The organism is Gemmatimonadota bacterium, assembly GCA_016714015.1.
GTDB lineage: Bacteria > Gemmatimonadota > Gemmatimonadetes > Gemmatimonadales > Gemmatimonadaceae > Pseudogemmatithrix.
In genome coordinates, this window is the sequence record JADJNZ010000001.1 from 1,122,415 (window position 1) to 1,142,688 (window position 20,274).

General features: G+C 71.3%; 16 protein-coding genes. 10 read left to right on the top strand and 6 right to left on the bottom strand.

Translation table 11 applies throughout. From position 1 onward, the window contains the following. Window positions 1–11 precede the first annotated feature (11 nt). The 3 genes from IPJ78_04745 (at window position 12) to IPJ78_04755 (ending at window position 8,629) form a co-directional block, all read left to right on the top strand. Window positions 12–3,716 (top strand): AAA family ATPase, encoded by a 3,705-nt coding sequence (locus IPJ78_04745; protein MBK7905855.1) that lies wholly within the window; start codon window positions 12–14, stop codon window positions 3,714–3,716. Between the two features lie 125 nt (window positions 3,717–3,841). Further along, window positions 3,842–6,295, top strand: coding sequence for a S9 family peptidase (locus tag IPJ78_04750; protein ID MBK7905856.1), 2,454 nt, complete (start codon window positions 3,842–3,844; stop codon window positions 6,293–6,295). A gap of 18 nt (window positions 6,296–6,313) precedes the next feature. Then, entirely contained in the window at window positions 6,314–8,629 is a 2,316-nt protein-coding gene (locus IPJ78_04755; GenBank protein ID MBK7905857.1) for a TonB-dependent receptor, read from the top strand. A 444-nt stretch (window positions 8,630–9,073) separates the two neighbouring features. Here IPJ78_04755 and IPJ78_04760 read toward each other — a convergent pair whose 3' ends face one another. The 4 genes from IPJ78_04760 to IPJ78_04775 all read right to left on the bottom strand — a co-directional run bounded on the left by IPJ78_04760 (window position 9,074) and on the right by IPJ78_04775 (window position 13,479). Then, window positions 9,074–10,663, bottom strand: coding sequence for a D-aminoacylase (locus IPJ78_04760; protein MBK7905858.1), 1,590 nt, complete (start codon window positions 10,661–10,663; stop codon window positions 9,074–9,076). A gap of 1 nt (window position 10,664) precedes the next feature. After that, the gene (locus IPJ78_04765; GenBank protein MBK7905859.1) at window positions 10,665–11,591 is read right to left on the bottom strand and encodes a hypothetical protein; all 927 of its coding nucleotides are present in this window, start codon (window positions 11,589–11,591) and stop codon (window positions 10,665–10,667) included. A gap of 27 nt (window positions 11,592–11,618) precedes the next feature. Beyond that, on the bottom strand, window positions 11,619–12,884 hold the full coding sequence (locus tag IPJ78_04770; GenBank protein MBK7905860.1) for a serine hydrolase: 1,266 nt from the start codon (window positions 12,882–12,884) through the stop codon (window positions 11,619–11,621). Between the two features lie 73 nt (window positions 12,885–12,957). Beyond that, the gene (locus tag IPJ78_04775; protein ID MBK7905861.1) at window positions 12,958–13,479 is read right to left on the bottom strand and encodes a PepSY domain-containing protein; all 522 of its coding nucleotides are present in this window, start codon (window positions 13,477–13,479) and stop codon (window positions 12,958–12,960) included. Between the two features lie 123 nt (window positions 13,480–13,602). Here IPJ78_04775 and IPJ78_04780 point away from each other — a divergent pair, with 123 nt between their 5' ends. The 3 genes from IPJ78_04780 to IPJ78_04790 are packed head-to-tail and all read left to right on the top strand — an operon-like array spanning window position 13,603 to window position 16,013. Then, window positions 13,603–15,261: a peptidase dimerization domain-containing protein gene (locus tag IPJ78_04780; GenBank protein ID MBK7905862.1), complete on the top strand. Its 1,659-nt coding sequence runs from the start codon at window positions 13,603–13,605 to the stop codon at window positions 15,259–15,261. A gap of 1 nt (window position 15,262) precedes the next feature. Further along, window positions 15,263–15,526 carry a metal-binding protein gene (locus IPJ78_04785; GenBank protein ID MBK7905863.1) on the top strand — a complete coding sequence of 88 codons (264 nt, stop codon included), beginning with the start codon at window positions 15,263–15,265 and terminating at the stop codon, window positions 15,524–15,526. Window positions 15,527–15,557: 31 nt separating this feature from the next. Further along, window positions 15,558–16,013, top strand: coding sequence for an MOSC domain-containing protein (locus tag IPJ78_04790; GenBank protein MBK7905864.1), 456 nt, complete (start codon window positions 15,558–15,560; stop codon window positions 16,011–16,013). A 10-nt stretch (window positions 16,014–16,023) separates the two neighbouring features. Here the strand turns inward: IPJ78_04790 and IPJ78_04795 are convergent, their stop codons facing one another. Beyond that, on the bottom strand, window positions 16,024–17,082 hold the full coding sequence (locus IPJ78_04795; GenBank protein MBK7905865.1) for a hypothetical protein: 1,059 nt from the start codon (window positions 17,080–17,082) through the stop codon (window positions 16,024–16,026). Window positions 17,083–17,239: 157 nt separating this feature from the next. Between IPJ78_04795 and IPJ78_04800 the strand changes: the two genes are divergently transcribed. From IPJ78_04800 to IPJ78_04815, 4 genes are read left to right on the top strand one after another with little or no spacing between them, the layout of a single operon-like run. Continuing rightward, on the top strand, window positions 17,240–17,635 hold the full coding sequence (locus tag IPJ78_04800) for a cytochrome c (protein ID MBK7905866.1): 396 nt from the start codon (window positions 17,240–17,242) through the stop codon (window positions 17,633–17,635). 10 nt (window positions 17,636–17,645) lie between these two features. Further along, window positions 17,646–18,065, top strand: coding sequence for a hypothetical protein (locus IPJ78_04805; protein MBK7905867.1), 420 nt, complete (start codon window positions 17,646–17,648; stop codon window positions 18,063–18,065). Between the two features lie 24 nt (window positions 18,066–18,089). Continuing rightward, a complete protein-coding gene (locus tag IPJ78_04810) occupies window positions 18,090–18,872 on the top strand; it encodes a tetratricopeptide repeat protein (protein MBK7905868.1) in 783 nt (260 codons plus the stop codon). A gap of 55 nt (window positions 18,873–18,927) precedes the next feature. Next, a complete protein-coding gene (locus tag IPJ78_04815) occupies window positions 18,928–19,296 on the top strand; it encodes a hypothetical protein (protein ID MBK7905869.1) in 369 nt (122 codons plus the stop codon). Window positions 19,297–19,322: 26 nt separating this feature from the next. Here IPJ78_04815 and IPJ78_04820 read toward each other — a convergent pair whose 3' ends face one another. After that, window positions 19,323–20,174, bottom strand: coding sequence for a serine/threonine-protein phosphatase (locus tag IPJ78_04820; protein ID MBK7905870.1), 852 nt, complete (start codon window positions 20,172–20,174; stop codon window positions 19,323–19,325). Window positions 20,175–20,274 lie beyond the last annotated feature (100 nt).

Genomic DNA, 20,274 nt, shown 5'->3' on the forward strand with positions numbered 1-20,274 from the left:
GCAGTTGACACATGGTCACCGCGACCCTCTTCGACGACCCGCGCATCCTCGTGAATGGCAAACGAGCCTCCCTCCGCCGGAAGGAGTTGGCGCTCGTCGCCTACCTCGCGCTTGACGGTTCGGGCTCCGTCTCGCGGGAGGCGCTCGCCACGCTCTTCTGGGGTGAGAAGGACGAGAGCGCCGCCCGGCATTCCCTGCGGCAAGCCCTGCTCGTCCTTCGTCGCGAGCTCGGGGACCACCTCGTCGAGTCGCCGACCGGCCTCCGCCTCGTCCCCGCCGCGGACTGCGATCTGCTGGACCTCGAGCGCGATGGGCTCCTGCGCGAGGGCGATCAGGCGCCCCTGCCGGATCGCCTCCTTCCGGGTTTCGACGACCTCGGGAGCGAACCCTTCTCCCAGTGGTTGGCCAGCCGGCGCGCAGCCTATCGCGCGCGCTTTCGCGGCGCTCTCTCCGCGCGGCGCGATGCGGCGATCGCCACGGCCCAGTGGCGCGACGCCGAACGGTGTGCGCGTGGCCTCGAGGCCGACCTCCCGCTGGACGCCGACAGCGTGTTGCAGCTGGTGCGCACGTTGCGCCGCGCCGGCGCGGAGGCCGATGCGGCCGCGGTCCTCGCCGCGGCGCTCCCGCGGTTCGAGTCCAACGGCCTCGATGCGAGCGCACTGCATGCGCTCGCGCGCGCGCGGCACACCCCGAGCACGCGCACGCCCGCGACCAAGGCCCGGGCGGACCTCGTGGGCCGCGACCGTGAACTCGCGGCACTGCGCGGCTGGTGGGACGAGGCGGTCGAGGGTGGCGCCGACACCGTCGGCGTGGGCGTCGTGCTCACCGGCATCGACGGCATCGGTCGAACGCGGCTCGTGGAGGATCTTGCGCGAGCGATCCCGGCGGCGGCGCGGCGTCTCGTCTGGATCCGCGCGAGCGAGGGCGGCGAGGCGATCGTCCAGCGCGTCACGCGGGCCTTGCTCGAGGCGCGCGGCGCCGCGGCGGCCGATCCCGCGGTGATCACCCGGACGCGCGACGCGATCGAGGATGGTCGTGCGGCCGCACCCGCGGACCTCGCCGCGGTGATCGCGGCGATCGCCGCCGAACGGCCGCTCCTGCTCGTGCTCGACGATGCGGACCTCTGGACCGCCGACGCCGAGCCGCTGCGGAACGCGCTCCTCGCGCCTCCCGGCCGGACGATGGTCATCGTGAGCAGTTGGCGCGCGCTCGCCGTGCCGCGCGGGGTCCATCGCCTCGCGCTCGCCGGGCTCGGGCGCGAGGCGATCGCGACGTTGCTTTCTTCGGTGCTGCCGCTGGAGCCGGAAGCGACGGCGGCGCTCGCGTCCCATTTCGCGGCCGCGACCGACGGGCATCCGGCGTGGATCCTCGCGCTCGTCGACCGCTATCGCACCGACGGTGTGCTCGTGCCCTCCGCGAACGGGGCCTGGGCTTTGCACTCCCTCCCGGACTCCGCCCCCGTTCCCGCCGACCTGCGCGACGCGATCAGCGAGCGCCTCGACGCGCTCCCACCCGACCAGCGCGCGGTGCTCGACCGGATCTCCGGGGCCCCGGAGGGCGTCGCGGGGGCGACCGTCGCCGCGCTCGGCCACGCCACCGGGCTCGGGCACGCCGCGCTGGTCGCGGCACTCGACGCGCTCGTCCGTGACGGGCTCCTCCGCGCTGCGACCGCGCCGGATGCGGCGTACACGATCGCGCACGTCGTGATCCAGCGCGTGGCGCGCGAGTCGTTGCACCCGGCCCGGCTCTGGTCGGAGGCGGAGTCGCGCCGCGGACGCGGATGGACCCGCTGGGCCCTTGCGGCGACCGCGCTCCTGTTCGTCGTGGGAGCGTGGCGGGGTCCGTGGCGCGCCCCCTCGCCCGTGGACGCGTCGCCGCCGCTGATCGCGCTCGAACCGCTCGCGATCGCCTCGACCCCCGATTCGAGCATGCGACCGATCGACGAGATGCTCGCGACCAACCTGGCGCGCATCGAAGGGATTGCGATCCTTCCGCCCGCGCCGCCGGGCCTGGCCCTCGACTCCACGCGGACCGCGCTGCGCGCCGGTGCGGCGTTGGTGATCTCCGGCTCGGTCTCGCGTCGCGGCGGGAGCGTGCGACTCGACCTGCGGTTGACGGAGCGCCGCGATGGCCGGATCCGTCATGGCATCGTCGTCGAGGCGGGCGACCTCTTCGCGGCGGTCGACCAGGCGACGGCGGAACTCGCCGAGGCGCTCGGGCGTCGCATGCCCTCGGCGCCACTCGCGCACGTGTCGACGGCCTCGCTCGCGGCGTTCGAATCGTACGAGCGGGGCGAGCGGTCGCGCGCGATGGGCGATCGGGTGCGCGCGATCGAGTGGCTCGTGGACGCCATCCGGGCCGACCCCTCGTTCGCGCTCGCGCGGCTGCGGCTCGCGCAGGCGATCGGCGAGTGGGACAAGGCGACGGCGACGGCACAGCTCGACACGGCGCTGCGGGCGGCGGACCGCCTGCCCGAGCGGGAGCGGCTGCTCGTGCGCGCCGAACGCGCGTTGCTCGAGGAGGATCCGGTGCGCGAGGTGCTCGCGGACTCGCTCGTGCGCCTCTGGCCGCTCGATCCCAACGGACATCTGCTCCTCGGCCAAGCGCTCGTCTGGCGCGGCGACTTCGCGATGGCGGCGCGCGCCTTCGAGCGCGCGATCATGCTCGACGCGCCGGGGCTCGAGCGCAGTGAGGTGTCGTGCCTCGCCTGCGATGCGTACGAGGGGCTGATCAACGCGCACCTGCTGGCCGATTCGCTCGCGGCGGCGACCCGCGTCGCGCGCGAGTGGCAGACGCGGCAGCCCGACGCGGGCCGCGCGGCCGCGGCGCGCTCGACCGTGGCACAGCACGCGAACGACCTCGTCGAGGCCGCGGCGGCCGCCCGTCGGGCCGTGGTGCTCAATCCGGCCGACCCGTACCAGCACGTGTACGAGGCCGTCTGGGCGATCCGCTCGGGGGAGGAGCAGCGGGCCGTGGCGCTGCTGGCCGAGGAACTCCGCCACCCCGATCCTGCGCGACGGCGGCACGCGGCCTGGTTCGCGGCGATCGCCGAGCGCAACGCGGGACGACCAGACCTCGCCGAACGCCGCCTTCGCGCACTCCTCGACTCGATCCCGGCGCACGAGCGCGCTGCCTGGTCGGTGCATCGGATGCAGCAGGCCCAAGCCCTCCTCGAAGCGGGGCGCCCCGTCGCGGCCGCGGCGCTCTTCGATTCCCTCGCGCAACAGAACGGGCCGGTGCACTCCCCCCACGCGGTGGCGCGATGGCGGGCGTGGATGGGCACGCTCGCGGCGGATGCGCTCGCGGCCTCGGGGGACACGCTCGCGCTCGCACGACGGGCACAGGAGATCGAGGCGTGGGGCGTGCAGAGCGCGTACGGCCGCGATCGCTTGCTGCACCATCACGTGCGCGGGCTGCTGCTGCGTGCGCGTGGCGATCTCGAGGGCGCGCGCCGCGCCTTCGAGGCCGCACGCTGGAGTCCCACCGGGTCGTATGCGCGCACGCAGCTCGCGCTCGCCGACGTGCTCCTCCTCCTCGAACGTCCGCGCGACGCGCTCGGCGTGCTGCATCAGGCTTCGCACGGGTCGCTCGAGAGCGTCCACCTGTACGGCACGCGCCGCGACCTGCACGAGCGCTTCGCGCGGGCCTTCAGCGCAGCGGGGTTCCCCGACTCGGCCGCGATCCATGTCCGGTGGGTGGAGCGCGCGAGCCGGTGAACCGGCCCCGCGCGCCGCAGCGGCTCGCGGCGTAGTTTCGGGACGGACCGCGTCCGGGCGGCCAACGCTCGACGGACGACACTCGTAGCCCAGCGGTCGTACTTACCTCCAGCGGAGTCCTTGCGATGTCCCTGTCGTCCTGCACCGGTGCGCGCCTGCGCCGCGTCGCGCGTGCCGCGCTCCTCCTCATGCTCGTCGGCGGGCTCGCCGGCGCACAGGATGCGTACCGCCAGCCCCCCGCCGCGATCCAGCGCATCCTCGACGCCCCGGCGACGCCGACGTCGATCGTCACGCCGGACCGCCAATGGATCCTCCTCCTCGAGCGGCCGGGCCTGCCGCCCATCAGCGAGATCGCCGCGCCCGAGTACCGCGTGGCGGGCATCCGCCTGGATCCCCGCACGAGCGGACCGTCGCGGCAGAATCCGGCGCGGGGGATGTCGATCATGCCGATCGGCGGCGGCGCGGCGACGCCCATCGCGATGACGCTGCCGGCTGGCGCGGGCGTGGGCGCGCCGAGCTGGTCGCCGAGCGGGAAGAGGTTCGCGTTCGTGGTGAGCACCGACGATGCGCTCACGCTCTGGGTGGGAGATGTCGCCGCGAAGAGCGCGCGGCAGCTCTCCGCACGCCGGTTGAACGCGGTGCTCGGCGCACCATGCGATTGGACGGGCGACGAGGCCCTCGTCTGCACCTTCGTGCCGCAGGATCGCGGCGCCGAACCGGTCGCGGCGCCGACGCCGGTGGGGCCGATCGTTCAGCAGACGCTGACGGGAAGCGCCGATCGCGCCGCGACCTATCAGGACCTGCTCAAGAGCCCGCACGACGAGGCGATCTTCGCGCACTACGCGACGAGCCAGCTGGCGCGCGTGACGCTCGACGGCGCGGTGACGCCGATCGGCGCGGCGGGGATCATCTCCGGCGCCACGGTGAGCCCCGACGGCCAGTGGCTCCTCGTGACGACGCTCTCGCGACCCTTCTCGTACTCGGTGCCGCTCAACTTCTTCCCGACGCGCATCGAGGTCTGGGCGATGGACGGGCGCGTCGCGCGCACGCTCGCGACCCGGCCGCTCATCGAACGCGTCGCGTGGGGCGGCGACGGGGCGCAGGTGGGCCCGCGCAATCCGTCGTGGCGCGCCGACGCGGCGGCGACGCTGGCGTGGACCGAGGCGCTCGATGGTGGCGATCCGACCAAGCAGGCCGCGAAGCGCGATCGCGTGCTGAGCCTCGCCGCGCCGTTCGCCGGTGAGCCCGCGACGGTGCTCGAGACCGAGTGGCGCGCCCGCGGGATCACCTGGGCGCGCGCCGACCTCGCGCTGGCGACCGAGTCGCACAGCCGCCAGCGGAAGACGCGCACCTGGGCGATCGACCCGAGCGGCAAGACCGCGCCGCGCCTGCTCTGGGAGCGTTCCACCGAGGACCGCTACGGCGATCCGGGCCAGTTCGTCACGCGCCGCGACGCGCGCGGCCAGCAGGTGCTGCATGTCACGGCCGACGGCAAGTCCGCCTTCCTCCGCGGCAGCGGCGCGAGCCCCGAGGGCGACCGGCCGTTCGTCGACCGGTATGAGCTTGCCACGGGCAAGACGGCGCGGCTCTTCCAGTCCACCGCGCCCTACTACGAGACCGTGACCGACCTGCTCGATGACAACGGCACGCGGCTCCTCACGCGACGGGAGTCCGTCTCCGAGCCGCCCAATCTCTGGCAGCGCGACCTCGTGCGCCGCATCGCGCCGCGACAGATCACCGAGTTCAAGGATCCGGCGCCGGAGTTCGCGGGCGTGCGCAGCGAGCGCGTGAGCTACACGCGCCGCGACGGCGTGAAGCTCCATGCGACCGTGTACCTCCCGCCCGGCTACGACAAGCAGCGCGACGGAGCGCTGCCGTTCTTGCTCTGGGCGTACCCGCTCGAGTTCGGTTCGGCGGACGCGGCGTCGCAGGTCACCGGCTCGCCCTACCGCTTCACGCGGCCCGGCGGCTCGTCGCACCTCTTCGCGTTGCTGCAGGGGTACGGCGTGATGGATGACCCGACGATGCCGATCATCGGGTTCGACGGGAAGGAGCCGAACGACACCTACGTGGAGCAACTCACCGCGAGCGCCGAGGCGGCGATCGACCAGATCGTCGGTATGGGGGTCGCCGACCGCGATCGGATCGCCGTGGGTGGCCATTCGTACGGCGCGTTCATGACCGCGAACCTGCTCGCGCACACCCGGCTGTTCCGCGCCGGCATCGCGCGTTCGGGAGCGTACAACCGGACGCTGACGCCGTTCGGATTCCAGGGCGAGGAACGGAGCTACTGGCAGGCACAGGACCTCTACGAGCGGATGTCGCCGTTCACGTATGCCGACAAGATCAAGACGCCGATCCTACTGGTGCACGGCATGGCGGACAACAACACCGGCACCTTCCCCATCCAGTCCGAGCGGATGTATGCCGCCCTCAAGGGGAACGGCGCGACGGTCCGCTACGTGCAGCTGCCGTCGGAGTCGCATGGCTACCAGGCGCGCGAGAGCGTGGGGCACACCCTCTTCGAGATGATGGCCTGGCTGGACCAGTTCGTGAAGCCGCCGAAACCGCGGATGTAGTTCGGGCGTTCACCGAGGATGCGACCAGTACTCCGCACCATCCTCGGCCTGCTCCTCCTCTCGTTCGGGACCATCAGGCCGGCCGTCGCCCAGGAGGCGGCGGCCGGTCTCATCTCCGGGACCGTCCTCGCCGCGGGGACCGACGCGCCGCTCGACGGGGCGCAGGTCCTCCTCGTGGGCACCGAACGCCGCGCGACCACCGATGCGCGCGGGCGATTCGTCATCACCGGCGTCGCGCCCGGCGTCTGGCGCGTGCAGGTGCGCGCGATCGGCTACGCACCGCTCATCGTCCCGGACCTCGTGGTCGGTTCGGCGAAGCCGGCGACCGTCGTCGTGCGACTCGCGCCCATCGCGACCGACCTCGGCGCGGTCGCCGTCACCGCCTCCTACTTCCTCCCCTCGCTCAGCGCCACGACCAGCACGCAGTCGTTCACGAGCGAGGCGATCCGCCGCGCCCCCGGCGTGCAGGAGGATGTCGTGCGGGCCGTCGCCCTCTTCCCCGGCGTGGGCGTGACGCAGCCGGGACGCAACGACCTCGTGGTCCGCGGCGGCGCGCCGTTCGAGAACCTCTTCCTCGTCGACGGGATCGAGGTGCCGAACATCAACCACTTCGGTTCGCAGGGCTCGACCGGCGGACCGCTCTCGCTGATCAACGTCGATGCCGTCGAGGGCGCGAGCTTCTCCACCGGCGGCTTCGCGCCCAAGTACGGCGACCGCACCGCGTCGGTCACGAGCATCACGCTCCGCGAGGGCAATCGCGAGCGGCTCGCCGGCGAGTTCACGCTCTCGGCCACCGGCGGGTTCGCCGTGGCCGAAGGACCGCTCGGCGAGAACGGCTCCTTCTACTTCAGTGCGCGACGGTCGTACCTCGACCTGCTCTTCAAGGCAGCGGGATTCGGGTTCGTCCCCGCGTACGTCGATGGCCAGCTGAAGGTCGTCGAGCGCCTGGGGGACCGGAGCACGCTCTCGTTCCTCGTCATCGGGGCCGACGGCACGGTCACCTTCTTCAACGACGAACCCGACCAGCGCTACGACAACTCGCGCGTCGTCGCGCCGTCGCAACGGCAGTACTTCTCGGGGCTCACCTGGCGCCGGCTCCTCGAGCGCGGCGTGCTCGACGTGACGCTCGGCCGCACGTGGACGCGCTTCACGACCATCCAGAACGACTCGCTCGACCCGCCGAACACGATCTTCCGCGCCTTCTCCACCGAGGGCGAGACCTCGCTGCGCGCCGACCTCTCCATCCAGGCGACGCCGCGGGTCGAGCTGTCCGGCGGCGCGCAGATGAAGTACGCGAGCACGCTCGACTACGACGTCCTGCTCCCGGGCGCGGCGCGACTCGACGCGGTCGGCCTCCCCAGGCCGCTCACGGTCGACACGTCGTTCACGGCGGACCGTCAGGCGCTCTACGGCCAGGTCGCGTGGCAGGCGACGGCGAAGCTGCGCACCACCACCGGCCTGCGCCTGGATCGCTACGGCTTCCTCGACGGGGCGCTGCGCGCGAGTCCCCGTCTGGGTGCCCGGTATGCGCTGACCGAACGCACGACGCTCACCGCGAGCCTTGGCAGCTACTGGCAGGCGCCGAGCTACATCTGGCTCATCGGCGACCCGTCGAACCGCACCCTGCCCCCCTTCCGTGCCGATCAGGGTGTGCTCGGCGTGGAGCACCTCCCGCGCCCCGACGTGAAGGTGCAGTTCGAGGCGTACGCCAAGCGCTACACCGGGTATCCCCGCCGCGTCTTCCGTCCGCAGGCGGTGCTCGCGCCCGCGGGCTTCGATGATGTGACGAGCGACATCCCGTTCGGCCTCGAACCGCTCGTCGCCGAGGCGACGGGGCGCTCGATGGGGGTGGAGGCGCTGGTGCAGAAGCAGCTCAGCGACATCCTGCTCTTCGGGCTCGCGAGCGTGAGCGTGAGTCGGACGACGTTCGACGGGGCCGACGGCGTGCGCCGCCCGGGCAGCTTCGACACGCGCTTCATCGGCAACGCCGTGCTCGGCTGGCGCCCGAATGCCAAGTGGGAGGTGAGCGGCAAGGTGCGCGTGGCGACGGGCCTGCCGCTCACGCCGATCATCACGACCGGTCCGCAGGCGGGGCGGCGGGATTTCACGCGGTGGAACGAAGGCGGGCGACTGCCACTCTTCCACGCGCTCGACCTGCGCGTGGACCGTCGGTGGTCGCTGCGGCGGCTGCAGTTGGTGGGCTATCTCGATGTGCAGAACGTGTACGGCCGAGAGAACATCACCAACGAGGAGTGGGATCCGCGGACGGCGGCGGTGGTGCGCAATGCGTCGCTCGGGTTGCTGCCGAGCATCGGGTTCAGCGTGGAGTGGTGAGCCGCGCGAACGCCTTACTTCAAAGCGCTGACGCGGACGTCAGCGTTCTCCCCATTGCGGCGATTCCGGGCGAGGTGAATACTCGTCCCGTGCGCATGAGGCGGTTGGAGCTCATGGGTGCACCCTTCTGACAGGACGCTGCCGGAAGGGATGTGTGGAGGCCGTTCGATCCTCCATGCCGATCACGGGGTCGCTGGCCGTGACCGACGCCAAGCGAAAGCGAGGCACCCGATGAGGGTCCGTCCATCATCGGGAAGGAGCAGGGACCTGGCCACTCCGGTGGCGACGAACCAGGCGCCCTTCCGCCGCCAGCGGGTTCGCGAGCCCTCGGGAGCGCTTAGGCGATCTCGAGGGTTTCGCACATCGAACGGCGAAGAAGGCTCAAGGAGGAGGGAGGCGCGGCCGTACGGCCGCGCCCCTTTCATCCTTCAGCCTTCATCCCGTTCAGTGCGGCCGCCGGATGGTCCTTCCTGGCCGCGCCGCCGTCATCGCACCACCATCCACCACCGGCACCCCGTTCACGATCACGTACGGGACCCCCGTCGCGTACTGATGCGGCTCGGTGAAGGTCGCGGGGCTGCCGACGGTGTTCGGGTCGAACAGGGTCACGTCGGCGAAGCAGCCCGCCGCGAGGCAGCCGCGCTGGCCCTGCAGGTTCAGGCGCTTGGCCGGCATGCCGGTCATCTTGTGGATCGCCTGCTCGAGCGTGAGCACATGCTGCACGCGCACGTACTCGCCGAGCACGCGCGGGAAGGTGCCGTAGCTCCGCGGATGCGGGACGCCCTGCCCTGGACGCGTGAGGGAACCGTCACTCGCGATCATCGTCTGCGGGTGCGCCATGATGCGGCGCACGTCACCCTCGTCGATGATGTGATAGACCATCCCCGCGCTGCCGTTGAGCTCGCCCTCGAGCACGAGCTTCGCTGCGGCCTCGAGCGAAGGCCCCACCCCGCGGCGCTCGGTCCAGTCGTACAGCGTCTTCCCCTCGAGCGTGCGATCCCACGCGACCGAACCGAACTGCACGCGTCGCGTGTCGCCACCGCCGCGATCGGTGCGGAGCAACTCGACGACGCCGCGCTCGATGGAGTCGCGGAGCACCGGATCAGCGAGGCGCTGCTTGAGCGCCGGCGTGCCGCCCGAGAGCGCCCAGGGTGGGATGAGCACCCCAAGCCCGGTCTGGCTCGCCGTGTACGGATACTGGTCGATCATGACATCGAGTCCCTGCACGCGCGCCGAATCGACCATGGCGAGCGTGACGACGCTCTTGCCCCACATCGGCTGACCGACGGCCTTGTGATGCGTGAGCACGACCGGGATGCGCGCATCGCGCGCGATCGTGATCGCCTCGCGCACGCCATCGATGAGGCCGAGCCCTTCCTCGCGGAGGTGCGACGTATAGATGCCGCCGGAGTCGGCGGCCGCTCGCGACAGCGCGACGACCTCGTCCGTCTTGGAGTAGTAGCCGGGCACGTAGCGCAGGCCGGTGCTCATGCCGAACGCCCCGTCACCCATGCCCTGCCGCACGAGCGCGATCATGCGCGCGAGCTCGGCCGGCGTGGGGGCGCGGTCCTCCGTGCCCATCACCTCGCGCCGGATGGCGTTGTGCCCGACGAGATAGGCGACGTTCATGCCGAGCCCGGCGGCCTGCGCGCGCACGAGATACGGCGCGAGCGGCAGTGGACCGCCGCCGTCCGGACCGCCGAGCGAGAGGGTGATGCCCTGCGTGACCGCGCTCTTGGCATCGGGCATGTTGAGCAGCGGCTCGATGTGCGCGTGCAGGTCGATGAACCCCGGCGCGACGACGAGACCCCGCGCGTCGATCGTGCGGGCGGCGCGCGCGGCATCGAGCGGCGTGCGCGAGACGAGGACGATGCGATCGTCCTTGATGGCGACGTCGGCGGCATAGCGGGCCGCGCCGGTGCCGTCGACAACGGTGCCGTTGCGGATCAGCAGCGTCCACTCGGGCTGCTGCGCGGTCAGGGCGAGCGGCGCGAGGCAGGCGACGAGCGCGGCGATCAGGGACCTGGGATGCATCTCATTCCTCCGTGATGATGCGAGCGCCGCACTGGGGACAGAGGCCGATCTCGGCGAGGTTCTTCTGCAGGCGCATGTTGGCGAAGGTCCCGAAGTAGGGCTGGTCACAGGCGGAGCAGACGAGGCCGTGCGTGGCGGCCACCTCGCGGCCGCGCCGCGTCGCGTTGCGAATCGTGAGGCCCAGCGCTCCCCAACTGCCGAAGAAGAGCGCGATCGCCGCGACCTCCGGCGGCTCGGCGCCGAAGACCCGCACATAGGGGAAGGCCAGCACCCCCATGAGCACACCGCACCCGATGAGCAGCCGCGTGAGCATCTTCCGGCCGTCCGGCGCCTGCTCGGTCTGCAACCGCTCGATGCGCGCCGCGAGTTCGGCGCGGCTCACAATGACCGGCGCGACCGCGTGCTCCCGCGCGAGATGGGCCCGCTCGGCGCGGCGCGCGCGCAGGCCCATCCACAGGAGCACGCCACCGAGGAACGCGCCCATCGCGGTGAAGCCGAGGGCGTCACCGCGCCACTCGCCCGTGACGATGGTCGTCGCCCCGATGAGCGCCGCGCCGCCGAGCGTCACGCCGCCCATGATGAGTGCCGGCGTGGCGGGCAGCATGTTCCCGGTGCGGCGGCCGAAGATCGTGATGATCGCGGGCCATGCACCGACGAACGCCGCGCGCGCGGGCGTGATGTCGCTCTCGCCCATCAGGCGCATCAGGGAGTACATCGTGACCGATCCGATCACCCAGCTCTTGGCAGCGCGCCAGAGGACGCGCGACCAGGGCTCAGGAGCGGTGAGCTGCGCTTCGAGCGTCGGGGACGGTGGCGCGGGCGTCGGACCGCCGGAGGGCGTGAGCGCCGCGCGCTCGGCCCCGGCGGCCGCCAGCGCGGCCTGGAGTTCCGACGCGCGTTCATCCGCCGCCCGCGTTCGCTCGCTCACCCTTGTCCCTTCATCCTTCAGCCTTCGTCATCGAATCGCCCCCAGCACCTTGCCGAGGAACTCGTCGATCGCGCCGTTCTCGATCCACCGCACGACGATGACGAGGTCCTGTTCCGGCGCGACGAAGACGAGATTCGTCCCGTTCCCCACATGCCCGAACGCGCTCGCCGGCGCACTCGGCATCCACTTCTTGTCGGTATTGAGGAACCAGTTCATGTAGCCGTACGTCGGCTGCGGTACCGTGGGCGTGAGGGAGAGCTTCACCCATTCCTCGGAGAGGATCCGCTGGTCCCCCCACACGCCGCGCCGCTGCGTGAGGAGGCCGAAGCGCGCCATGTCCCAGGCGTTGATGAAGAGCCCGCCGCCCCAGTGCCCGCCGCCGCTCACCACCTGCACCGGACGGCCGTCGAGCGTGATCCACGCGTTGTCGTAGCCGTACCAGCGCCAGGTCCGCGACGCGCCGATGGGGCCCATCAGGTGTTCCTGGATGACCTCGGGGAGCGGCCGACGCCAGAGGTTCGTCGCGGCGAGCGCGAGCACGTTCACGCGCACGTCGTTGTACTCGTAGGTCGTGCCCGGCGCCTTCCGCGCGCGCGTCGTCCACGTCGAAGCATCCTGCGCCGGCCGGTCCGCCCACTCCGGCTTCCCCCACAGCGTCCCTTCCCAGTCACTCGTCTGGCGCAGCAGGTCGTCCCACGTGATGGTCCGATTGTGCGGCGTGTCCCAGGGATCGAGGAACATCGGGTGCCCGAAGGTCGCGCCGGGCTCGCTCGGAGCACTCGTGCGGAGCGCGTAGGTCGGCGCCTGCGACTTCCAGACGGTGTCGCGCACGCTCCGGATGAGTCCACGGTCGAAGGCGAGGCCGAGCGTCGCCGAGACGAAGGACTTGGTGACCGAGTGCGTCATGTCCACGCGGTCGGGCTCGCCCCAGCTGGCGACCACGTAGCCGCCGCGGACGATCACGCCGGTGGGTTCGCCGCGCGGCTTGAACGGACCGATGCCCTGCCCGAATGGCTCGCGCCCGAAGGTGCGATAGTGATTCGCCTCCATGTCGCGCGGCGCCTTGGCCTCGCTGCGGATGGCGAAGGCGATGGCGTCGGCGAGCTTGGCGGAGTCGACGCCGGCCTGCGCGGCGGAACGATGCTCCCAGGTCGCGCCGGGGACGTACGGGACCGGCGTCGCGCGCGGCCGCTGCTGGGCGGATGCGGGATGCGCGAGGACGGCGAGCAGGATCGCGGCGAGGTGGCGGGTCACGTCAGCGCTCGGGGAACGGCGTGGTGAGTGGTGAGTCATGAGTCGTGAGTGAGGCGATGCGGTGGGGATGCGGGATGCGGGATGCGGGAACGCATCACTCACGGCTCATCACTCACGGCTTCTGCTGCAGTCTGGCCCGCTTGCGTTTCGTCAGCCAAGGCAAGACCCAGAGATACAGCCCGGTCAGCCAGAGCGCGAACAGCACGATGCCGCTCGGCAGGAAGATCCACAGCTTCGCCGCATCCCCGAAGAAGCTCCCGTCATGGAACTGCTCGATCAGGTCCGAACGCCGGTAGGCCACCTGCAGCAGCGCGCCGTCGGCGAGGGCGAGCTGTGCCTCCCAGCGGGAGTTCGTGATCACCTTCATGATCCCCTTCGACGGCCGGACGTCGACGCGCTCGATGTCCTCCCAGCCCTGCACCCCCGCCTCGGGCATCGCCTTGGCGGCGGCGAGGATCACGTCCCAGCCGACCGCGGGCGTGGAGACCGGCGTGCGTTCCTCGTGCGGCTGTACCCAGGGGAACTGCTTCTTGACCTGCAGCAGCAGGCCGGAGACGACCACGCAGAGGAGCGGGAGGCCGATGGCGATGGCGCCCCAGCGGTGGAGGCGGCGCGAGAGGAAGGAGAAGCTCATGTCCGAAGGTACGGGAGGGTCTGGTCGGGCGTTGCGCCCACGTCGGGAATCTGCTCCATTCCTCTCAACCTCGGAACGCCCACGCGCGTATCCGCGGTGCACCCCACCAGAGGAGCACTGTCGATGTCCCCTGTCGCCCGTCATGTGCGCACCGCCCTGCTCGCGGCCGCCGTGTCCTTCGCCGTCCCCGCCACGCTGCCGTCCGCGCTGGCCGCGCAGCAGCTCCCCGACTCCGCCAGACTCGAGGCGCTCAAGGCCGAGGCCCTCCAGAAGGTCGAGGGTCGCGCCAAGCAGGTGCAGGAGATCGTCGACATGCTCTTCTCGTTCTCCGAGCTCGGCATGCAGGAGTTCGAGACGCAGAAGTACCTCACCGGGATCCTCGAGCAGGCCGGCTTCAAGGTCGAGCGCGGGTATGCCGGGATGCCGTCCGCCTGGGTCGCCCGCTGGGTGAGCCCCGCCGGCGCGCGGCCCGTCGTCACGCTCGGCTCCGACGTTGACGGCATCCCGCAAGCGAACAACAAGCCCGCCTTCGCCTTCCATGAGGCGCAGGTCGAGGGCGCGCCCGGGCACGGCGAGGGCCACAACTCCGGCCAGGCGGTGAACATCGTCGGCGCGCTCGTGGCCAAGGAGATCATGACGCGCGAGCGGATCCCGGGCACGCTGGTGCTCTGGCCGGGCATCGCCGAGGAGCAGATGGCGGGCAAGGCGTTCCTCGTGCGCGCCGGGCTCTTCAAGGACGCGGACGTCGCGCTCTTCACGCACGTCGGCAACGACCTCGGCGTGCAGTGGGGCCAGAGCGGCTCGACGGCGCTGATCTCGGCGATCTTCAAGTTCCAGGGCACGAGCGCGCATGCCGCCGGCGCCCCGTGGCGCGGCCGTTCGGCGCTCGACGCCGCGATGCTGATGGGCCAGGGTTGGGAGTACCAGCGCGAGCACCTCGAGATCAACCAGCGCTCGCACTACGTCATCCGCGACGGTGGCGACCAACCGAACGTCGTGCCGAGCACGGCGAGCATCTGGTTCTACTTCCGCGAGCGCGACTACGCGCGCACGATGGCGCTGTTCGAGCAGGGCAAGCGGATCGCGCGTGGCGCGGCGATGATGGCGAACGTCGAGCTCGACACCGTGATGATGGTCGGCTCGGGGTGGAGCGCGCACTTCAACAGGACCATCGCCGAGGTGACGCACGCGAACATCGAGCGCGTCGGCATGCCACAGTGGGACGAGAACGACCAGGCGATGGCCCGCGCGGTGCAGAAGGAGATGGGCGTGCCGGAGCGCGGGCTCCAGCAGCGCGGCGTGTTCAACATCGGCCTGCCGACGCCCGAGAGCCAGCGGACGGGCGGCGGCTCGGACGACATCGGCGACGTCTCCTGGAACGTGCCGACGGTGACGCTGCGCTATCCGTCGAACATCCCGGGGCCGCCGGGGCACAACTGGGCGAACGCGATCGTCATGGCGACGCCGATCGCCCACAAGGGTGCGGTGGCCGGGGCGAAGGTGCAGGCGCTGACGATCCTGGACATCGTGTCGCGCCCGCAGGTGGTGGCCGATGCGTGGAAGTACTTCCGCGAGGTGCAGACGAAGGACGTGCAGTACACGCCGTTCATCGCGCCGACGGACCAGCCGCCGATCTGGCTGAACCAGGAGATCATGGCGCGCTTCAAGCCGCAGCTGCAGCAGTTCTACTACGACCCGAAGAAGTACAAGAGCTATCTCGAGCAGCTCGGGATCGCGTATCCCACGACGCGCGACATGGTGAAGCCGCGCATGGAGAATTGACCTGACGCTGTATCGGTTGGTCGCTGCCGACGGCAGCCTGGTATCGAGCGAGACCCCCGGCACCCTCGGGGGTCATCGCAAGAACCGCACGTACGGCCGCCTCGACTGCAAGGCGGCGCGGCGCGCGCTGGGCACGGGCACGTCCTATGCCCAGCAGCGCGTCTTCTTCAAGGACGAGGCGACCGCGCGCGCGGCGGGCTACCGTCCCTGCAAGACCTGCATGCCCGACGAGTACGCGGCATGGAAGGCGGGGCGCCTCAAGTGAGCGCGCTCCGTCGCGACGCGGGCCGCGCACGATGAGCGGACGCGTCGAGGCGCTCTGGACCAAGCGCGCGCACCGCGGCGTGATGGACCCCCATCGCGAGGTGGTGTGCGTCGCCGGGAAGGGGATCGAGGGGAGCACCGGCCGCTCGCGCACGCGGCAGGTGACGATCATCGCGCAGGAACAGTGGGCGGCGATGATGCGCGAGCTGGGCGGCGCGACCCCGGCGGCGCTCGATCCCGCCGCGCGCCGCGCGAACATCATGGTCAGCGGGATCGACCTCGCGAGGTCGCGCGGCAAGGTGCTGCGGTTGGGAGGCGTGCGCGTGCGGATCCTCGGGGAGACGCGGCCCTGCGAGCGGATGGATGAGGCGCTGCCGGGATTGCGTGCGGCGATGGATCCCGAGTGGCGCGGCGGGGCGTTCGGGGAGGTGCTGGATGACGGGCTGCTGGCGGTGGGAGACACCGCCGCGTGGGAGCGGAGCGAATAGGCGCAGGCGCTTAGAAGACCGCGACCACAGGGCAGTTCACCACCGCGCCGACCGCCGTCAGCCCTCCGAGGGCCTGATGCGCGACGCCAGCCCCCATCGGCTGGAGCAGGCCATCACGGACCCGCGCCTCGACCTCGGCGAAGCTCAGGAGGCGCTCGCGCGCCTCGTCTCGCACAGCGCGCGGAGACCAGACGGCGAGGTGGAGGTCCCAGACCGGTGTGTACGCCCGCGCTCCCGGCATCTCTTCGAGGATGTTCTGCGGATCTCCCTCGCCGCGGAGCGCGGAGCGGAGTCCATGTTGCTGCGTCGGCACTTCCGAACGGAGCGGACCGTTGATGATCGCCACGATGCCCAGCCGCACGCTGGCGAAGCGGGGATCCGCGGCGGCGGCGGAGAGCCCGGCGAGCGATGGCGCGTAGGTCGCTCCTTCCATCGCGGCGACCATCGGGTCACTCGCCTCCGTCGAGACGTACCATGCGGTGCGCCCACGCGCGTACCCGCGACTCACGCGGAACACGGCGAAGAGGAGTCCGCGATCGATCTGCACCGCGCGATCCACCACCTCGGTCCGTGTTGCGACGTGCGGTGCGTTCAGCACGATGCCGTTCGGGAACTCCACGAACGGCGAATAGCCCTCGCCGGCGCGGGAACCCGGAGTGGCGACCCGCGGCGGGAACGCCGAGTCAGGATTCGCGAGCACGCTGCGCGACGGCGAGAAGTCCACGCCGGCATCGACGACGAGCCGCGTCCCGTCCCACGTGCCACGTTGTACGAACGTCGTGCCGCGCAGGCGCGCGAGCTCTGGCGCCCAGTTCACCTTCCGTCGTTCCGCGTCCGCGGAGTCGCTCGACTCGGTCACGACGAACCAAGCGACTTCACCGGCCGCCCGTCCGATCGTCAGGGGTAGCACCGCGAGCCCGCGCGCGGTGTCGATAGCCTGCGCAGCACCCAACGTGGGGCGCAACATGCGCGACGGGTCGCCGGAGCGCGCAGCGCAACCGACGGTGACCGTGCTGGACCCGAGCAGGATCAGGGCCGAGAGCACCCGGACGGAAGGAATGAGAGGCATGGTCGTGCAACCCACTCCAGCAAACTTCGGTTCCCGCCAGGTCCTCGCACGGTGGCAGCGTCACGAAGGATCGAGGACGCCGGCGGCAGAGTTCCCTGACTGCGGACGCGGCCGATTCGCGCGAGTCTTCCTCAACGCCTCCACCGGACACCAGACCATGCGCCTCATGCTCATCCTGATCGCCCTCTTCGTAATTGTCACACCCGCCGACAGCCAAGCCCAGCTCCGCGGCGATCCCGTGGCCGGCAAGGTCGTCTATGAGGCGATCTGCGCGACCTGCCACACGCTCATGCCACCGCCCAAGCTTGCTCCGCCCATGGCGATGGTCTCGCGCCACTACCGAGAGGCGTTCGCCAACGACGCCGAGGGCGTGGACGCCCTGTTCCGCTTCATCAGCGTACCGGACACCCTCCGCATGACGATGCCCAAGCATGTCATCGCGCGCTTCGGCGTGATGCCGAAGTTCGCCCTCAGCGAGAAGCAGGTCCGCGACGTGTCGCGCTACGTGTGGAGCCTCAGCGCCCCGGAGGCGACCGCACCGTCCGGACGCTAGCTTCCCCCGCATGTCCGTTCCCGAAGGGATCCCGCGCATCCCGCGGCCTCCGTCCGCCGCACACCGGATCGGTCTGCGCCTCAGCGCAGTGGTCTTCGCCGTGGCCGGGCTTAACGCGCTCGTGCAGGTGCCGAACGACTTCCCGGGCACCAGCGACGAACCGACGATCCTGTGGGCATTCCAGGCGGTGATCGCGCTGTGCGGACTGGGCGCGGCGTACGGGGCCTGGCGCTATCGCGCGTGGAGCTGGGTTGCCGCCCTCGGGTACGCGGTGATCACCAGCTGGATGATCCTCGGGCTCGGACCCATCCTCGACCTCGATGCGGAGGCGCGCGAACAACTGCCGTTGGGCGCCGGGCTCGTCTTCGTCGTCACGGGACTGCTCGCGTGGTATCTCCGGCGGGCGACCGCGCCCTCCGGGGAACGCTGAATCCCGCTCCCTCCTTCATCAGGCATGCGCTCCCTCCGTCCGCTTTCCTTGTGGCGCGCGCTCGTCACCGCGCTCACCGTGGTGCTCCTCGCGTCGCCGCTGCGCGCGCAGCCCGCTCTCCTCGACTCCCTCCGCCCGCGCGTCGAGTCCGCCGTCACGCGGGGCGACTGGCCGGCCCTCGATCCCATCATCGCGCGCCTCCGCGCCGCCACGCGCGGTCCCGCGGCGCGTGACCCGTGGACGCACTACGACCTCGGCTATGTCCTCCATCGCCGGGCGAGCGCCCTGCTCCTGAGTGATCAGGTCCCCATGGCCAAGCCTATGCTCGAGGAGGCCGAGAAGGCGCTCGCCAAGGCACAGGAACTCGGGGCCGGCGGTCAGGCGCTGGGCCTCCGCGGCGGGGTCACCGGACAGCTCGCCGGCACTGGCGGGATGATGGCCGGGATGCGGATGGGCCCGCGTGCCTTCAAGCAGCTCGACGAGGCGCTCGCCCTCGCCCCCAACGACCCGCGCGTCGCCCTCATGAACGGGATGACGCGCCTCAATGCCCCGCGCGCCTTCGGCGGCGGCCCGGCCAAGGGGGAGCCCGAACTGCGCCGCGCCGTGGCCCTCTTCGCCCGCGACGCGGCGACGGGGCCGGCCCCGGTGTGGGGCCGCGTCGATGCGCACATCTGGCTCGCCATCGCCCTGACCCAGCTCGACCGGAAGGCCGAGGCGCGAACCGAGTTGCAGAAGGCGCTCGCGCTCGCCCCGGGACACGCGTGGATCACGAGGGAACTGCTGCCCAAGCTGGACGCCGGCCGCTGACACCGGGGCTGCGGATCCCCCGTAGGTACTTCATCACCCACCCGGGAGCAGGCGCATGTGGCAGATCCTGAAGACGCTCATGATCGAAGGCATCCTGCTCAAGGTGCTCGCGCGCGCCTTCGGCTGGCTCGGGTGGCTCCTGCCGGCGGGGTTCCTTCTCAAGTTCGTCGGCCTGCCGCTGCTCGCGGTGCTCGGCGTGCTCGCACTCCCCGTGCTCATCCTGCTGCTGGTGATCGGGCTGCCGATCTTCGTCGTCCTGCTCGTCGGCGGCGCGCTGCTCTCGCTCGTGGGCGTGCTGCTCACGCTGGGACTCGCGGTCGCGAAGATCGTGATCCCCATCGCGCTCGCGGTGATGCTCGTGCGGTGGCTGCTGCGCGACCGTTCCGCACCCGCCGCCGCGACGGACGCCTCAGCGTCCGCCTGAGTCGGCCGCACGGACGACGAGCGGGCTCACGGCCGCGGCGTCACCGTGCGGCCGATGATGACGGTGACGTTGTCGCTGCCACCGTTGGCCAGCGCCTCGGCGACGAGCGTCTCGCACGCCTGCCGCGAGGAGGTCATCGTGGCGAGCACCTCCTTGATCCGCTCGTCGGTGACGTGCTTGATGAGCCCGTCGGTGCAGAGCAGATGCACCATGCCCCACTCCGACTTGAGTCGCGTCACCACGGGCACCGCCTCGTCGGCGCCGATCGCGCTGGAGAGCACATCGTTGAATCGTGACCGCTCGGCCACGGCCCGGGTGAGCACCCCCTGGTCGACCAGATCCTGCGCGATGGTCTGGTCGCGGGAGACCTGCGTGAGCGCACCGCCGCGATACAGGTAATAGCGGGAGTCCCCGACCTGCAGCAGGTAGTAGTACGGCCAGACGCCCATGTACATCGTGAGCGTCGTCGCCATCGAGCGGCCCGGCGCGATGTCCATCGCACGCGCCTTCACCGCCTCGTGCGAGCGGTGCGCGGCGGCCTGCAGCGTCTCGATGAACTCGGTCCCCGCCGCATCGCCTTCCATGAAGCACTTGGAGCTGGAGGCGATGTACTCGGTGGCGGTCTCGAGGGCGGTCGCGCTCGCCTCCTGCCCGCCGACGCCCCCGCCTACGCCGTCGGCGACCATCGCAAGGAACGCGACGCGGTCGTCGGCCATCGGCACGCGCGCCGGGTCGGTGAGGGACGTCTGCAGGACGTGCAGCCGTCGGTGCACCGACGCGATCAGGAAATGGTCCTGATTGTCCTTCCGGACCTTGCCCTGGTCCGTCAGGCCGTAGACGTCGATCTCCTCGTCGCGCGGCTTGCGATCGGTGCTCATGACGCCTGCGCCTCCGTCCGGGGAACGGGTGTCCTCCCAAGGAACGCCCGGGGGCGCGGATGCGCAATGGCCCGCCGCGGGATAGGATTCAGGTGACCGC

Bases quoted from the DNA above. Each gene is read 5' to 3' on its own strand.
- IPJ78_04745 (MBK7905855.1), top strand. From the start codon at position 12: ATGGTCACCGCGACCCTCTTCGACGACCCGCGCATCCTCGTGAATGGC.
- IPJ78_04750 (MBK7905856.1), top strand. From the start codon at position 3,842: ATGTCCCTGTCGTCCTGCACCGGTGCGCGCCTGCGCCGCGTCGCGCGT.
- IPJ78_04755 (MBK7905857.1), top strand. From the start codon at position 6,314: ATGCGACCAGTACTCCGCACCATCCTCGGCCTGCTCCTCCTCTCGTTC.
- IPJ78_04760 (MBK7905858.1), bottom strand. From the start codon at position 10,663: ATGCATCCCAGGTCCCTGATCGCCGCGCTCGTCGCCTGCCTCGCGCCG.
- IPJ78_04770 (MBK7905860.1), bottom strand. From the start codon at position 12,884: ATGACTCACCACTCACCACGCCGTTCCCCGAGCGCTGACGTGACCCGC.
- IPJ78_04775 (MBK7905861.1), bottom strand. From the start codon at position 13,479: ATGAGCTTCTCCTTCCTCTCGCGCCGCCTCCACCGCTGGGGCGCCATC.
- IPJ78_04780 (MBK7905862.1), top strand. From the start codon at position 13,603: ATGTCCCCTGTCGCCCGTCATGTGCGCACCGCCCTGCTCGCGGCCGCC.
- IPJ78_04790 (MBK7905864.1), top strand. From the start codon at position 15,558: ATGAGCGGACGCGTCGAGGCGCTCTGGACCAAGCGCGCGCACCGCGGC.
- IPJ78_04795 (MBK7905865.1), bottom strand. From the start codon at position 17,082: ATGCCTCTCATTCCTTCCGTCCGGGTGCTCTCGGCCCTGATCCTGCTC.
- IPJ78_04800 (MBK7905866.1), top strand. From the start codon at position 17,240: ATGCGCCTCATGCTCATCCTGATCGCCCTCTTCGTAATTGTCACACCC.
- IPJ78_04805 (MBK7905867.1), top strand. From the start codon at position 17,646: ATGTCCGTTCCCGAAGGGATCCCGCGCATCCCGCGGCCTCCGTCCGCC.
- IPJ78_04810 (MBK7905868.1), top strand. From the start codon at position 18,090: ATGCGCTCCCTCCGTCCGCTTTCCTTGTGGCGCGCGCTCGTCACCGCG.
- IPJ78_04815 (MBK7905869.1), top strand. From the start codon at position 18,928: ATGTGGCAGATCCTGAAGACGCTCATGATCGAAGGCATCCTGCTCAAG.
- IPJ78_04820 (MBK7905870.1), bottom strand. From the start codon at position 20,174: ATGAGCACCGATCGCAAGCCGCGCGACGAGGAGATCGACGTCTACGGC.